The organism is Streptomyces sp. NPDC042102 (assembly GCF_055582305.1).
The window spans coordinates 1,482,536-1,497,533 of record NZ_JBVJDL010000001.1; the positions used below are offsets into that span (position 1 = coordinate 1,482,536).

The following is a 14,998-nucleotide window of genomic DNA, read 5'->3' on the forward strand; positions in this document are numbered from 1 at the left end:
CTTAGACCCCCTGGGGGAAGCTGAACATCCGGTCAGGATCGACAGTGCGCTTGACCTGCTCCAGGCGGGGCAGGTTGACGCCGTAGTAGGCCTGGCGCCAGGAGGCGAGCCGCGGATCGGCGTAGTTCTGGTACGCGCCCCCGCTCGCCCAGGGCCGCAGCCCGGTCCACAGGTCGTCGAGCCAGGCCTGGTGCCGGCCGGTCTCCCGGGACTGCGCGGCCGCGGGCCAGTACGCCAGGTACTGCGCGAGGAGACCGCTGTCGCGGTGCACGAACGCGGTGTCCCGCGCGCCCACCCGGTTCAGCGCCCCACCGCACACCCCGTCGAACTGCACCACGCCCCGCCCGCCGGCCGCGTACCGGGAGATCGCGTCCAGCACCGCGTCGACGGCCGGCTCCGGCAGGCCCGCCGCCGGCCAGAAGTCCGAGCGCGCGGCGTAGGAGTCCCGGCCCAGCCGGCCCCGCGGATCCCGGCCGGGCAACTGCCCCGGCAGCCGGCACTCGGCCGCGGCGCGCCCCTCGCAGCCCGCCAGCGCCCGCAGCGTCGCGGCGTACGGACGCACCGTCACATGGCTGTCCCGGGCCGGTACGCCGATCAGGTCGGCCAGCCGGGTCAGCTGCCGCTCCAGCTCCGCCCGGCCGTCCAGGCAGACCACCCGTACCGCCGCGTCGGGCCGCCGGCCGGACTCGATCACGAACTCGACCTGGCTCCAGAACGGATCGGGCAGTGCGGCCAGCCAGCGCTGCCAGCCGCGCAGCGCGGCGGCCGCGTCCCGCCACGGCCAGTGCAGTTCGGCGAGCGCGCAGTCGGTCACCGGGTGGGAGCGGAAGCGGAATTCGGTGACGACACCGAAGTTCCCGGCCCCACCGCCGCGCAGTGCCCAGAACAACTCGGGGTCGTGCGTGGCGTCGACCTCCCGCACGACCCCGTCGGGGGTGACCAGGCGCGCGCCGGTGAGCTGGTCGGAGGTGGCGCCGTACGCCCGGCTGGAGATGCCCAGGCCGCCGCCCAGTGTCAGTCCCGCGATCCCGACGGAGGGGCACAGGCCGGTGGGGATGGCGCTGCCGTGGCCGGCCAGTGCCGCGCCCACGTCCCCGAGCCGCGCTCCGGCCCCGATCCGCACCGCGCCCGCGCTCCCGGCCGCCACGTACGCCAGCGCGCCGACGTCGATGACCAGGCCCGGGCCGGTCGACCAGCCCGCGTACCCGTGTCCGCCGCCCCGGGCGACGACCGGCACGCCGGTCCGCCGGACGAAGGCCAGGCACGCGGCCACGTCCTCGGCGTGCGCGGGATAGGCGACCGCGCCGGGCGCCACCGTGTCGTAGCGGGGCTGGAACAGCTGCCGCGCCTCGGCGTACTCGGTGTCGGCGGGCAGGACCACCCGGCCGTCCAGGGAGCGCGCGAGCGCCGCGAAGTCCGCCGTACGGGCGCCGGTGGCGTCCGGCGCGTCCGGAGCGGGCGCCGCGCGGGCTCCCGCGCCCCCGCCGGGGCCGGCGCAGACAAAGGCGGCGGTGCCCATGAGGACCTGGCGGCGAGACGGACGCATGACCCCCAGTACGCCCGCCGCGCGCCCCGATCCCCGGGCGGCGGGGCCCGGGACCGGTGCCGAACTCCCTCGAACGGCCCACGTCCACGCCTGAACGGCCGGGGCGGGCCCACGGTCCGGCCGACGGGCCGGCCACCCGGACACTAACCGGATAGTCAATCCGGATCTGTGTTACGGTCGGGGCAAGTAACCGGATGGGCTATCCGAATTTTCGCCGGGAGTGGACGGGTCATGAAGAGAACAGCTGTGGTGACGGCCGGAACGGCCGGGATCGGCCTGGAGACGGCGCTGGGGCTGGCCGCCGCCGGGTACGCGGTCACGGTGGTCGGGCGTGACGCCGGCCGGGGTGCCCGTGCGGTCGAGCGGATCGACGCGACGGGCCCGGCGCACCCCGCGCGGTTCCTGGCCGCCGACCTCGCCTCGCTCGACGAGGTGCGCGCGCTGGCCCACCGGCTCGCCTCCGACCATGCCGCCCCCGGCGACCCGCTGACGGTGCTGGTCAACAACGTCGGGGCGATGTTCGCCGCGCGCCGGGACCTGGGCGGCGTCGAGGCGTCGTTCGTCGTCAACCACCTGTCGCCGTACCTGCTGACCGAGTTGCTGCTGCCCACGCTGACGGCCGCCGCGCCGAGCCGGATCGTGAACGTGACCTCGGGCGCGGTCGGGGTCGCGAAGAAGGTGTTCGACGCCGTGGAGCCGCCCGGCGGCTACTACGGATTCCACTGGTACGGCCGCGCCAAGCTCGCCAACCTCGCCTACACGCTCGACCTGGCCGCACGCCTGGAGGGCACGGGCGTCTCGGTCTTCGCGGCCGACCCCGGGGGCGCGGCGACCGACATGACCAACGGGACCCTGACCGACCCGAAGATCGTCTCGCCCGCGCTGCGGCTGCTCTGGCCGCTGGTGCGCCGCACGTTCGCGCGCTCGACGTCCGGTCCGGCGTCCGTGGCGGCCAGGCCCTCGATCGTCGCCGCCACCGACGACGCCCTGGCGGGCCGGACCGGCGTCGTCATCGGCGCCCAGGCGAGCCCGGTGGCCCCCTTCCGCGCGGCCACCGACCGCCGCGTCGCCGCAGCCGTCCGCCGGCTCAGCGAACGGCACGCGCCCCTCGGGGCCGCCTGAGGCGCCGTACGGGCCGGGCGCCGATACCGGTACGGGCGGGGGCGGGGCCCATGTGGGCGGACAGATGAGTCATCCGGATGGGCTATCCCCTTACCATGTCCCCATGACGACGACGCCACTGCGCAAGGACGCCGCCCGCAACTGGGACCGGATCGTCGCCGTCGCCCGGGCCCTGGTGGACGAGGGGACGCCGTTGCAGCTCAACGATGTCGCCCGGCGCGCCGGGCTCGGTGTCGGCACCGTCTACCGGCACTTCGCCACGCCCGAGGCGCTGCTGGAGACCGTCGCCACGCCCTGCCTCGAAGCCCTGGTCGGTCATGGCGAGCGGGCCCTGGCCGACGCCGCCGATCCCTGGCGGGCGCTGGAGGACTTCCTGACCCGCACCGTCGAGGCGCAGGTCGGCGACGCCTCCCTGGCCCCGGTCACCGCCGCCCCCGAGGACGCCCTGCCGCGCACCACGGAGCTCAAGAACTCCCTGTGGTCGGCCGGAAGGGCGCTCCTCCAGCGGTCCGTTGCGGCCGGGGCGGTCCGCCCCGACCTGGCCCCGGGCGACCTGGTCCCGCTGATGTGCGGCATCGCGTACGCCGTCCAGGTCCACGGCGGCGACCCCGCCGACCGGATCGACACGGCCCACCGCTACCTGTCCACCCTGCTGGAGGGCCTGCGCGCCGCACCGGCCCGTTAGGTCGTGTCGCACCGCAACGGTGTGTGCCGTGACGGCGCGGGCGGGCGGCCCCGCGCCGTCGCGCGCCCGCACGTAAGGGATTCGTCATCTGGTTTCGCTGGTCTCGGGGGCGGCCGTCCCGCTTGAATCGAGACGTAAGGAAAGGCGTCTACGGAAGGACGAACGGTGGCAGGCAACGGGAAGCGTCGCGGACCGCTGGTGATCGGGGCTGTGCTGGTCGCGCTGGTGCTCGCGGGAGTGGGCCTGTACTGGTTCCAGCCGTGGAAGCTCTGGCAGAACGAGACGATCAGCGAGGCCCTGCCGGGCGCCGCCGCCCCGGCGGCTGCCTCCTCGGCCCCGCCGGGCGGCTCGGGTGCCTCGGGCGCCCCGGTGGCCGAGCCGGGCGCCGCCAGCGGCCCGCAGACCCTCTCCCAGGGCACCCTGATCAGCCACGAGCACACCACCACCGGCTCCGTGAAGATCGTCCGCCTCGCCGACGGCTCGCACACCCTCCGTCTGGAGAACCTGGACACCAGCAACGGCCCGGACCTCCGGGTCCTGCTCACCGACGCCCCGGTGAAGGAGGGCGTCGCGGGCTGGCGGGTCTTCGACGACGGCAAGCACATCAGCCTGGGCAAGCTCAAGGGCAACAAGGGCGACCAGAACTACACCATCCCGGCCGACGTGAAGCTCTCCGAGTACACCAGCGTCTCCATCTGGTGCGACCGCTTCGACGTCTCCTTCGGCGCGGCCGAGCTCGCCACGGCGTAGCCCGCCCTTCCGCGCAGGTCCGGCCCTCCCCGGTGGCGTCACTCCACCGGGAAGGGCCGGACCGCTGTCAGGGCCGGGCCTCCATGCGCGTGAAGTGCCCGCCCGCGAGGCGCGCGTTCACATGGCCCGGGTGTGCCGCCCTACCGGGCCGGACCGGTCCCCGCCGTCGGTCGGCCGGCCCGCTCGCCCTCGGCGCCCTCGCCCGCGGACGCCTCCCGCACGGACAGCTCCCGTGCGGCGACCGCGCGGAAGCCGGTCGGCGCGCGGCCGGTGAGGCGCTCGACGGTGTCCGTCGTACGGTCCTCGGCCCCCTCGGCGATGGCGCGGTCCATGCCGGCGAGCAGGGTGGCGAACTCGACGGGGATGAACGCGGCCAGCCGGTCGCGCAGGGCCTCGTACGTCAGGTGCTGGTGGGTCACCGGACGGCCGGTGACCTCGGTGAGGACCGCGGCGACGTCGTCGTGGCTGAGCGCCTGCGGGCCGGTGAGGACCAGGCCGGCGTCGGGGGCGTGGTCGTCGGTGAGGGCGCGTACGGCGACGGCGGCGATGTCGTCGGCGTCGACGAACCCGACGCGGCCGGCCCCGGCCGCGGTGCGGATGACGCCGTCGGCGCGGATGCCGTCGGCGTGGGCGTGCGTCCCCGTGAAGTTCTGCATGAACCAGGACGGCCGCAGGACCGCCCACTCGCCGAACAGGCCGGGCAGCGCCCGGTGCACCTGTCCCACGGCCGGGCCGCCCTCGGGGATGGCCGAGGAGCTCAGCAGTACGGCGCGGCGCACGCCGGCGGCGCGGGCCCGCTCCAGGAAGGGCAGCATGACCGTGGCCGGGTCCGGGTCGCCGATGGGCGGGACGAGGTAGACGCGGTCGGCCCCGTCGAGGGCGTCGTCGTACGTGGCGGGGTCGTACCAGTCGAAGCGGACCGGGTCGGCGTCCGGGAGCGGGGTGGCGCCGCGGCTCGCGGCCCGTACGCGCCGGCCGGCGGCGATCAACTGCGCGGTGGTCCGGCGGCCGGTGGTGCCGGTGGCGCCCGTGACCAAAGTGGCGGCAGTGGTGGTGGCGGTGCTGGTCATCGGGGTCCCTCCGTGATGAAGTCGACGCCGGGTTCCTGGACGGCGAGGGGGTTCCAGTAGTCGCGGTAGGCGGCGAACCGCCCGTCCCGCACGGTCACGACCGCGATGTACCTCATGTCGAAGGGGCCGCCGGTCGCCACCACGCGGCCGACGCCGCGCATCTCGACCACGATCGTCTCCGGGTCGGTGGTCTCGTGGATCCGCACCTCGGGGAAGTCGTGCAGGTCGATGTGGTCGGGGTAGTCGCGCATGTAGGCGCCGATGGCCTCCCGCCCCTCCAGCCGCCCGGGCCAGCCGGGGGGAGCGAAGGGGAATTCCATGGAGCCGTGCTCGGACCACAGGCCGACCCAGGAGGCGATGTCCTTGTCCAGGAGCAGGCGCAGGCCGTGGCGGTAGAGGTCCGAGGGTGAGGGTGAGGGAGTGGGGAGGGGGGTGGCTGCGGGCATGGGGATACTCCGTCCCGTACGATGTGGACCATCGGTCCGTTTCTCTTGGTGAAGATACGGACCGGCGGTCCGTTTCGCAACCGGGGAGGACACCTCATGGCCGAACGCAAGCCCCGCAAGGACGCGGTCCGCAACCGCGCGGCCGTCTTCGCCGCCGCCGACACCCTCTTCGCCCGGTGCGCCGGACCCGAGGAGGTGACCATGGCCGACATCGCGGCGGAGGCCGGTGTCGGCAAGGCCACGCTCTTCCGCGCCTTCGGCGACCGCACGGGGCTGATCCAGGCACTCTGCGCCGCCCGGCTCGAACCGCTGCGGGAGGCCGTCGAGCAGGGCCCGGCGCCGCTCGGGCCCGCGACCCCACCGCGTGAGCGCGTACCGGCGCTGCTCGACGCCGTCCTGTGCTTCAAGCTCGACAACCGCCACCTCGCGCAGGCCCTGGAGGGCACCGGCGCGGACAGCCCGTACCGGGCGGAGCACTACGAGCAGTGGCACACGCTGCTGCGGGACCTGCTGCGGCGGATCCCCGGCCCGGACGCCGACAGCGACTTCACCGCCCACGCGCTGCTCGCCGCCACCCGGGCCGACCTGGTGGCGTACCTGGCCGGCGAGAAGCGCGTGCCGCGCGAGGAGATCCGGGACGGGCTGGCGCGCTTCACGGCCACGGTCCTGGCCGCCGGCGACGGGCGCGAAGCGGCCGGCGAGGCCTGACCGCCGCCAGCGGCCGGGCACCACCCGTCACACCGGCCGGGCGCCGCGCGGGCCGCGAGGCCGACGTGTGCGCCGCGCGGGCCACGAGGTCGGTGTCGGTGCCGTGGCGGGCCGTCATACCGGGATCCCGCGCGGCGCGTTCACGGCAGCGGACTGCCGAGGTCCGTCCACTGGTCCCCGGGCGTGCCCGGACTCAGCCGCATCAGCGTCAGCGCCTTGACCGGAAGCGGCTCCGACAGCAGCGCCTCGGTGTCCGCCGTGCGCGGCAGGACGTCGACGGCCGCCGACAGCGCGGCGCCCAGCGCGGCCGCGGAGCCCGCCGTCGCGCCCAGGGCGCCGGCGACCAGGGAGCCGAACAGCTTGCGCCGCAGCACCGTCTCGTCGTCCGTGACCAGGCGGCCGGAGATCGGGGGCACCGGGATGCCGTGCCGGGCCAGCCGGGCCGGGCTGATCCGGATGTCGGCCAGGTCCCGGTAGACCAGCCGCAGCGGCTCGCCCGCGGGGGAGAGGACGACCAGCAGGTTCTGGCCGTGCGCCTCCAGGGCCACGCCCAGCTCCAGCGCCCGCAGGCCCACGCCCAGCGCGAGCCGCGCGAACCGCGCGAGCCACGCCGCCGACCCCGGCAGGCCCGTCTCCGCCAGGGCCGCCACCGGGACGACCCGTTCCCCGGTGCCCGCGGCGGCGTACCGCTCCGGCGGCTCCCGCAGTACCGCCGCCAGATCGGGGCTGTGCGCGGACACCGCGCCGAGGGTGCGGGTGATGTGCAGCCGCCCCTCCAGCCGGGCGGCCAGCGTCTCGGCGAAGGCCGACACGGCCGCCGCCGTCTCGATCGAGTAGACGGAGATGTCGCGGACCGACGAGGTCAGCCGGGCGCTGAGCGCGGTCTTGACGTGCGGGCCGCCGTCGTCGGGCGCGAGCGTGCGCAGTGCCATCAGCGGATGCGCGGTGATCGTCCCCGCCTCGGCGCCCGTCGTCTTGAGGACGTGCTGGGCCTGCCACGGGTGCACCGGCACCAGGAACCGCCGCCCGTCCCGCAGCCGCTCCGGCCACTCACCGCCGACCAGGCACTCCTCCCGGTCCACGGCGACCAGGCCGAGGTCGACCACGGGCCGGTGCTCGGGCGCGTACGCCAGCTGCTCGGCGACCGAGAACCCGGGCCGCGAGCGGCAGTTGGGATGGTACGGATGCCCGTCCACCACCCGCTGTTCCCACTGCCAGCCGGTGGCCGGGGGCCCGAGGTCGCCCCCGTCCGCACCCGCCCGGCCGGCCCGGGAGAGCGCCAGCGAGGCGGTGCTGTCGTCGAGTTCGGCCGCGAACGCCGTCCCGTGCGGCACCGCGAGCGCGGTCATCAGCCGCGCGGCCTGCCGGTAGGTCCGCCCGTCCAGCGCGACCCCGTCCACGTACGCGGCCGTCGCGTACGGATCGGGCGCGGGCCCCTCCAGCCGGGCCCCGTCCGCCAGCGTCAGCGCCAGACCGCCGCGCCCGCGCTCGCGGGCCACGACCCACGGCAGCGGCTCGTACGCCAGCGCCCGCCACAGCCGTGTCAGTACGGCCGCCCGCGCGCCCGGCAGCGCGGCGGCGTACGCCCCGGCGAGCGCCGGACGCACCACGCCCAGCTCGGCGGCGACGGCCTCTTCGGCCATGGTGAGGTCAACCCTGCGGTCCAGGACGGCGCTCCCTCGTCTGATCGGCCCGGCACATCACTCCATGATCAGGCAATAATCGTACGGAGAACGCACCGCACGCCGAATGGACTCCGTGGACCTCAACCCCGACGCCTACGCCGCAGCACCGCTGCTCAACTGCCTGCTGCGGGAGGCGGCCGACCCCGCCGGACCCGACCCCGCCGACCCCGGTGCCGCCGCGACGCCCGCGGAACGCCCCGGCGCGTCCGGCGCGTCCGGAGCGGCGGACGGCACCTACCGGCTGCGCGCCAGCGGGCGGCTGCTGCGGGTGACCGGTGGCCGCCGCCCCACCCGCGCCCGGCTGCGCACCGGGACCGGCTGGCACCCGCTCAGCCACACCGAGCTCCTCGAACTCGCCTGCGAGGAGCTGCGGTTGCTGACAGGCGTGGCGAACGACGAACTGTTCGCCGAGATGGCCGACAGCCACGCCACCGTCGCCGCGCTGCTGGCCGCCCGGGCGTCGGCCACCGCGCCCGCCGACCCGTACCTGCGCTCCGAACAGGCCCTGGTGCTGGGACACCCGTACCACCCGGCCCCCAAGACCCGGGGCGGTGGCCCGGCGGCGGCCTGGCTGCCGTACGCGCCGGAGGCGCACGCCGCCTTCCCGCTGACCTTCCTCGCCCTGCGCGAGGACCAGGTCGTCGAGGAGGGCGGCGCGCCGGCCACCGGACCGCTCGACGCCCTCGCCGGCCGGTTCGGGGCGCCGCCCGCCCCGGACGGCTACCGGCTGCTCCCGGCGCACCCGTGGCAACTGGCCCTGCTCGGCCCCCACCCGGCGTTCGAGGACGGCCGCCTGCTGCGGCTGGGCGCGGGCGCCCGCCCGGTGCACCCCACGGCCTCGCTGCGCACCCTCTACGTGCCGGACGCCGGGGCGGCCGACCTCTTCCTGAAGTTCAGCCTGGACGTACGGATCACCAACGACGTGCGCCGGCTGTGGCGGCACGACCTGCTCGCCCTGCGCCGGACGGACGGGGCGGTGGCCGCCGCCTTCGCCGGGCTGCGCGAGCGGACCGGCTCCACCGCCGCCTGGCTCGGCGACCGCGGCTACCGCACGGCGGCGTTCGCGTTCGAGGAACTGGCCGTCATGGTCCGTGACGGCCTGCACGGCCATGTCCTGCCGGGCGCCACCCCGTTGCTGGCCGCCGCGCTGGCCGAGGACTTCCCCGGCAGCCCGCTCGCGGGCGCCGCGGATCCGGCGGCGTGGTGGGACGCGTACCTCCACCAGGTCATACCCCCTGCTCTCGACCTCTTCGCCCAGGGAGTCGTGCTGGAGGCCCACGCCCAGAACACCCTGATCGCGGTCGACCCGTCCGGCCTCCCCGTCCAGGCCCTCTTCCGCGACGCGGAGGGTGTCAAACTCCTCGCGGACACCGCGCGGCCGGCGGCGTGGGAGCGCCTGGTCTACTGCCTGGTCGTCAACCACCTGAGCGAGATCGCCGCCACCCTCGCCGACCACCACCCCGCCCTCGCCCCCGCTCTCTGGCCGGCGGTCCGCGCCGCGTTCCTGCGCCACCACGCGCGCCATCCGCTGCCCGAGATCCCCACCCTGCTCGACGCCCCCGCCCTGCCGGGCAAGACCAACCTCCTGCTGCGCTGGACCCGCGCCGACGGCGCGGACGCGCGCTACCTGCCGCTGCCCAATCCGCTGCGCGCGTAGGGTCCGCGGCCGTCGCGTCGGGCGCGTCCGGCGCCGGCCGTCGCGCCCCGCGCGCTTGGGGACCCGGTCCGGCGGGGTACGGCCTACGGGGGAGCGCCGTCGCCGACGGCCGACGGCGGGTTTCGATTCGGGTTTCGATTCGGGAACAGCACTCGGCACGGCCCGGTCCCCGTGACAGAGTGCGCCCACCGGCCGTTTCGCACCGAGGGGGAACCATGAAGAGCGTCGCCGCCATGCCGTGTTGTCCTCGCTGCAAAGCGCAGGCCAGCCGGGTGTCCTGGCGCAGCGGGCGCGGGGGCGGGCCGGTGGAGGTGACCCTCCAGCCGTGCGGGCACGTGGTCATGGCGGCCACCGAGCCCGAGATACTCGTCGGCGGCGCCCCACTCACGGTCGCCGCCACCCCCTGACCGCCCGCGCCGTCTCCGGGCAGGCAGCGCGGCTACGAGTGCGGCTACCAGTCGCAGGGCGCGCCGAGGTCCCGGATGCTGTCGGCGAGCTCGGCCGGATACGCCGGCCAGCCCGCCCCGTGCCAGTGGGCGATCCGCCACGCCAGCCGGCGCGGCCACACCGCGACGCCCGGCAGGTCCGCCACCGGCACCCACACCGGCGTCCCGCCGTACGTGTCCAGGCTCGCCGCCGGGCCGACCTCCCCCTCGGCGTCCAGCAGGTAGTAGTGCTCCCGGTTGCGGTCGCGCCACACCCGCGCGACCTCCCGTACGACGGTGCCCGTCAGCGCGGTCTCCTCGCGCAGTTCACGGACCGCCGCGGCCACCGGGGTCTCGCCCGCCTCGACGCCCCCGCCCGGGATCTCGAACCACGCCCCGTCCGGACCGGCGAAGTCGGGGTCCTGGTCGTCCGTCATCCGGATCAGCAGGATCGCGCCGTCCCGGATGACGATGGCGCCCGCCCGGATGCGGCGCGGTTCCGCTGCCGCCGGGTCGTGGTGGGCCACCTCGCGCGGCGGCGCACCCTGCGACCAGCCGCGCAGGACGGTCTCGGCCGAGCCCACCGGGCGGATCCGGGCGTGCAGCGCCCGGGCGAGCGGCAGGGCCACGGACGGTCCGGCGGGCCCGGGTGCCGTACCGGGGATCGCGTAGTAGACGCCGTGCTCGTCCCGCGCCTCGTGGAGGGTGAGCGCCCCCGCCTCGAACCGGACGGCCAGTGTGCGGGTTTCTTCAGCCATCGGCGGAGGCTAGCAAAGCCGCGGACACCGCGTCAGCCGTCCTGACCGCCCGCGCCGGGCGCCGGCCAGGAGCGGCCCGGTCCACGCGGGCGTCCACGGCCGGCCGTGTGGACAACTCCCGTGCGGAACGCCTCGGCTGCACCCGCTCGCGCGGCGGGGACCGGCCGGCGACGGCGGCGGCACAGACCCTGACGGCCGTCGACGGCCTTCCGCCGACCAACGGCTTCGCGTCGTCTTCGGGACCGAATTGGCCGGATCGCGTCGGTGCGGACGCGGTGGGCCCGGGAGTGGCTACCCTCATATCAGAGTGAGTGCTCGCTTTGTTTTGGGGAGGGTGGCGCCATGACGGTGGACGTGACGGCGGGACGGCCGGGGGACACGGCGGATCAGGAGCTGTACGGGCGGCCGCTCGCCGCGCTGTTCCGCGAGCGGGCCCGGCGGCACGCGGGCCGGCCCGCCGTCGACACGCCCGGCGGGGTGCGGTACACGTACGCCGAACTCCTCGCGCTCGTGGACGACTTCGCGGCCGGTCTGGCCGCCCTGGGTGTGGTGCGCGGCGCGGTCGTGGCCGTCGCGGGCTCGCGCGGCGCCGAGGCCTGCGTCGCGCTGCTCGGCGTCGTCTGCGCCGGCGCGACGTACCTCCCGCTCGACGAGTCGCTGCCCGCAGCCCGCGTCGCCGGCATGCTGGAGGACACCGCGGCCGTGGCCCTCGTCCGCCTCCCCGGCGCCGGTGCGCCCGACCGCGCGCCCGCCCCCGCCTGGGACTACCACCACGTCCTGACCACCGGCCGCCGCGCGGCGCGGCCCCAGGGGCCGACCGGAGCCACGCCGGCCCCGCACCCGGCGCGGGGGGAGCGCCGGATGGCCGGGCGGGCGTCGCTCCCGTCCGCCACCGCCTCCGCTGCCGCCACCGCCGTGTCCGCCGCCACGCCCGGCACCGCGTCCGCCGTCGCGCCCGAGGCCGCCGACGCCGACGTGCCGGCGTACGTGATGTTCACCTCCGGCACCACCGGCCGGCCCAAGGCCGTCGCCGTGCCCCAGCGCGGTCTGATCCGGCTCGCCGTCGGCAACGGCTTCTACGAGGTCCGCCCCACCGACCGCGTCCTGCACGCCGCCACGCTCTCCTTCGACGCCTCCGTCCTGGAGATGTGGCCCGCCCTGCTCGGCGGCGCCTGTCTGGTGCCCGCCGACTCCACCCTCCTCCTCGCGCCCTACGCCCTGCACGCGTTCCTGCGCGAGCAGCGCGTCAGCGTCGTGTTCGCCACCACCAGCGTCTTCCACCACATCGCGCAGGAACGCCCCGAGACCTTCGCCGGCCTGCGCTACGTCCTCACCGGCGGCGAGGCCCTGCGGCCGGACGCGGCCCGCCGGGTCCTGGAACGCGGCCGCCCCGAGCACCTGGTCAACGCCTACGGCCCCACCGAGGCGGCCTGCGTGGCCACCGCGTACGAGGTGGCGCACGTACCCGACGGCGCCACCGGCGTGCCCATCGGCCGGCCGATCGCCGACACCGTCTGCCACGTCCTGCGCGAGGACGGCACGCCGGCCGCGCCGGGGGAGGAGGGCGAGCTGTGCGTCGGCGGACCGGCCGTCGCCGCCGGCTACCTCAACAACGCCACCGAGAGCGCCCGCCGTTTCGTGACCCTGGCCTCCGGGCGGGTCTACCGCACCGGCGACTTCGTCCGTACGCGCGCCGACGGGCTGCTGGAGTTCCGGGGCCGGCGTGACGACCAGGTCAAGGTCCGCGGGTTCCGCATCGAACTCGACGAGATACGCCGGGCGCTGGCCGCCCACCCCGCCGTCACCGATTCCGTGGTCCTGCCCCGCGAGGACGGCGCCACCCGCCACCTCGCCCTGTACGCCGCCACCGGCCCCGCGGCCCCGGCCGGCGGCCCCACGGGCCAGGAGCTGCGCGCCCACCTCGCCGCACGGCTGCCCGCCTTCATGGTCCCGGCCACCATCACGGTGCTCGGCCAGCTGCCGTTGGCCGCCAACGGCAAGGTCGACCGTGCCGCCCTGCTCGCCCTGACCCCGCCCGCCGAACCGGCGCCCGCCCGCGTGCCGCCGGCCGCGGCGGCGGCCGCCCCGGCGACCGTCGCCGACGTGGTCGCCCGGATCTGGGCCGAGACCCTCCCGCAGAGCGTGGCCCACGCCCCCGGGGACGGCCCCGACGACGACTTCTTCCAGCGCGGCGGGAACTCACTGACCGCCTCCAAGCTGGTCCGCCTGGTCCAGGACGCGCTGTCCATCGGCGGCTCGCACAGCTACCGCCTGGTCGGCGAACTCCTGATGCAGCCCACCCTGAAGGCGTTCACGGCCTGCGTCGAAGCCACCGTGCGCGGCCTGCCCGCCCCGCCCCGGCTCTCCGTCGCCGACCGCTGGCTCCCCGACCTCGACCGGCCCGTACCGCCCGTCCTGACCACGGCCGAACCCCGTCCCGACTGGCGGGCGCCCCGGCACGTCCTGCTCACCGGCGCCACCGGGTTCCTCGGGGCCCACCTGCTGAACGAACTCCTCGACCGAACGGGCGCCGAGATCCACCTGCTGGTCCGCGCCCGCGACGACGCGCACGCCCGGCGCCGCCTGGAGCAGGCCCGCACCCGGCACGGCATCGCCCGCCCGCTGCCCGGCGACGGCCGCGTCCGCGTCCACCTCGGCGATCTCGCGGCACCCCGCCTCGGGCTCACCGACGCCGCGTACGCCGGCCTGGCCTCCCGCGCGGACGTCATCCACCACTGCGGGGCCGACGTCAACTTCCTCTACCCCTACGAACAGCTGCGGCCGGCCAACGTCGACGGCACGGCCGAGATCATCGCGCTGGCCGCCGCCCGCGCCGTCCCGCTGCACTTCGTCTCCACCATCGGGGTGGTGCACGGCTTCGGCGCGGCGGGCGTGCGGCGCGTGGCGGAGGACACCCCGCTCGACCACGTCGAGCTGCTGTCCATGGGGTACACGGAGAGCAAGTGGGTCGCCGAGCAGCTGGTCCGCAAGGCCGCCCTGGCCGGACTGCCGGCCGCCGTGCACCGTCCGCACGAGATCACCGGCGACACCCGCAGCCACACCTGGAACAGCGGCGCCGCCCTCTGTGAACTCTTCAAGATCATTACGGAGCTGGGGCTGGCCCCGGACCTCCCGGTGGCCCTCAACCTCGTCCCCGTCGACCACGCGGCCGCCGCCATCGTCCACCTCGCCCTGCACCACGAGGCGAGCGGGCAGACGTACCACCTCACCAACCCGCACGAGGCAGTGCTGGAGGACCTAGTGGAGCGGCTGAGGGCGCACGGGCACCGCATCGAGACCATCGGCTACCACGCGTGGACCGAAGCGATGGCGGCCCACCTCGCCGACCGGCCCGGCCACTCCTTCACGCCCTTCGCCCCGCGGTTCACCACGCTCGCGGCGGGCGGCACGGTCACGCTGGAGGAGCTGTGCGCCACCACGCACTTCCCCGAGCTCGGTCGCGCCCGGATCGAACGGGACCTGGCGGGCAGCGGACTGGTCTGCCCGCCGGTCGACGCCGAACTCCTGGACCACTACATCCGGTACTTCCACACGTCGGGCTTCCTCACCGACCCGCGGCGCGCAGCCGGGCACTGACCTCGCCGAGCCCGTCGGCTATCGCGGTCAGCTGCTCCTCGGTCAGGACGTCGATGAGGTAGTTCCGTACGGCGGAGACATGGCCGGGAGCGGCCTCCTCCAGACGGCGGCGGCCCGTTTCGGTGAGAACCGCGAAGACGCCGCGGACGTCGGTGGGGCAGCTGCGGCGGCGGACCAGCCCGGCCTTCTCCAGCTGCGTGACCTGGTACGTCAGCCCGCTCTTGGAGTTGATCAGGCCGTTCGCGAGGTCGGTCATGCGCAGTTCGGCGTCCGGCGCCGCCGCGAGGCGGACCAGTATCTCGTACTGGGGGTGCGAGAGACCGGAATCCTCCTTCAGCTGCTGGTCGAGCTGCCGGTTGAGCAAGGCCGACGCCGCCAGGAAGCCGTCCCAGGCGCGCATCTCCTCCGGGGAGAGCCATCTCGTGTCACCCATGGCCAACACCTTACGCCTGGTTGTTCCAATTTGAATCACGAGCTATGGTCGGCAATAGTTCGAATTCGAAACACCAGTGCCACACCCGGCTCCACCCCGTTCCACGTCCCCCACCA

Annotated in this window: 13 protein-coding genes; 7 read left to right on the forward strand and 6 right to left on the reverse strand. The window is 75.7% G+C overall.

What is annotated here, in order from left to right; all coding sequences use genetic code 11:
• Nucleotide 1 precedes the first annotated feature (1 nt).
• Nucleotides 2-1,546: an FAD-binding oxidoreductase gene (locus ACZ6KO_RS06065; RefSeq protein ID WP_469300556.1), complete on the reverse strand. Its 1,545-nt coding sequence runs from the start codon at nucleotides 1,544-1,546 to the stop codon at nucleotides 2-4.
• Between the two features lie 231 nt (nucleotides 1,547-1,777).
• On the opposite strand from ACZ6KO_RS06065, the gene ACZ6KO_RS06070 reads away from it, so the two are divergent.
• The 3 genes from ACZ6KO_RS06070 to ACZ6KO_RS06080 all read left to right on the forward strand — a co-directional run bounded on the left by ACZ6KO_RS06070 (nucleotide 1,778) and on the right by ACZ6KO_RS06080 (nucleotide 4,103).
• Nucleotides 1,778-2,668 carry an SDR family NAD(P)-dependent oxidoreductase gene (locus ACZ6KO_RS06070; RefSeq protein ID WP_469300559.1) on the forward strand — a complete coding sequence of 297 codons (891 nt, stop codon included), beginning with the start codon at nucleotides 1,778-1,780 and terminating at the stop codon, nucleotides 2,666-2,668.
• Nucleotides 2,669-2,771: 103 nt separating this feature from the next.
• Nucleotides 2,772-3,353, forward strand: a complete 582-nt coding sequence (locus tag ACZ6KO_RS06075) for a TetR/AcrR family transcriptional regulator (RefSeq protein ID WP_469300561.1) — start codon at nucleotides 2,772-2,774, stop codon at nucleotides 3,351-3,353.
• 165 nt (nucleotides 3,354-3,518) lie between these two features.
• A complete protein-coding gene (locus tag ACZ6KO_RS06080) occupies nucleotides 3,519-4,103 on the forward strand; it encodes a DM13 domain-containing protein (RefSeq protein WP_469300563.1) in 585 nt (194 codons plus the stop codon).
• A gap of 140 nt (nucleotides 4,104-4,243) precedes the next feature.
• Here ACZ6KO_RS06080 and ACZ6KO_RS06085 read toward each other — a convergent pair whose 3' ends face one another.
• Nucleotides 4,244-5,173, reverse strand: coding sequence for an NAD(P)H-binding protein (locus ACZ6KO_RS06085; RefSeq protein WP_469300565.1), 930 nt, complete (start codon nucleotides 5,171-5,173; stop codon nucleotides 4,244-4,246).
• Nucleotides 5,170-5,619, reverse strand: coding sequence for a nuclear transport factor 2 family protein (locus tag ACZ6KO_RS06090; protein WP_469300567.1), 450 nt, complete (start codon nucleotides 5,617-5,619; stop codon nucleotides 5,170-5,172). The genes ACZ6KO_RS06085 and ACZ6KO_RS06090 overlap by 4 nt, the downstream gene beginning before the upstream one ends.
• A 96-nt stretch (nucleotides 5,620-5,715) precedes the next feature.
• Here ACZ6KO_RS06090 and ACZ6KO_RS06095 point away from each other — a divergent pair, with 96 nt between their 5' ends.
• On the forward strand, nucleotides 5,716-6,327 hold the full coding sequence (locus ACZ6KO_RS06095; RefSeq protein ID WP_469300569.1) for a TetR/AcrR family transcriptional regulator: 612 nt from the start codon (nucleotides 5,716-5,718) through the stop codon (nucleotides 6,325-6,327).
• A gap of 140 nt (nucleotides 6,328-6,467) precedes the next feature.
• Here the strand turns inward: ACZ6KO_RS06095 and ACZ6KO_RS06100 are convergent, their stop codons facing one another.
• Nucleotides 6,468-7,970 (reverse strand): IucA/IucC family protein, encoded by a 1,503-nt coding sequence (locus ACZ6KO_RS06100; protein WP_469300571.1) that lies wholly within the window; start codon nucleotides 7,968-7,970, stop codon nucleotides 6,468-6,470.
• 106 nt (nucleotides 7,971-8,076) lie between these two features.
• Between ACZ6KO_RS06100 and ACZ6KO_RS06105 the strand changes: the two genes are divergently transcribed.
• Together ACZ6KO_RS06105 and ACZ6KO_RS06110 are read left to right on the forward strand one after the other, a co-directional pair.
• Nucleotides 8,077-9,669: an IucA/IucC family protein gene (locus ACZ6KO_RS06105; RefSeq protein WP_469300574.1), complete on the forward strand. Its 1,593-nt coding sequence runs from the start codon at nucleotides 8,077-8,079 to the stop codon at nucleotides 9,667-9,669.
• 272 nt (nucleotides 9,670-9,941) lie between these two features.
• A complete protein-coding gene (locus tag ACZ6KO_RS06110; RefSeq protein ID WP_469300576.1) occupies nucleotides 9,942-10,076 on the forward strand; it encodes a hypothetical protein in 135 nt (44 codons plus the stop codon).
• A 44-nt stretch (nucleotides 10,077-10,120) separates the two neighbouring features.
• On the opposite strand, the gene ACZ6KO_RS06115 is transcribed toward ACZ6KO_RS06110, so the two are convergent.
• Nucleotides 10,121-10,852, reverse strand: a complete 732-nt coding sequence (locus ACZ6KO_RS06115; RefSeq protein WP_469300578.1) for an NUDIX domain-containing protein — start codon at nucleotides 10,850-10,852, stop codon at nucleotides 10,121-10,123.
• Between the two features lie 342 nt (nucleotides 10,853-11,194).
• Here ACZ6KO_RS06115 and ACZ6KO_RS06120 point away from each other — a divergent pair, with 342 nt between their 5' ends.
• Nucleotides 11,195-14,449 carry an amino acid adenylation domain-containing protein gene (locus ACZ6KO_RS06120; RefSeq protein WP_469300581.1) on the forward strand — a complete coding sequence of 1,085 codons (3,255 nt, stop codon included), beginning with the start codon at nucleotides 11,195-11,197 and terminating at the stop codon, nucleotides 14,447-14,449.
• On the opposite strand, the gene ACZ6KO_RS06125 is transcribed toward ACZ6KO_RS06120, so the two are convergent.
• Complete coding sequence (locus tag ACZ6KO_RS06125; protein WP_469300584.1) at nucleotides 14,418-14,882, reverse strand: MarR family winged helix-turn-helix transcriptional regulator; 465 nt, start codon at nucleotides 14,880-14,882, stop codon at nucleotides 14,418-14,420. The two genes, ACZ6KO_RS06120 and ACZ6KO_RS06125, sit on opposite strands and share 32 nt — an antisense overlap.
• Nucleotides 14,883-14,998 lie beyond the last annotated feature (116 nt).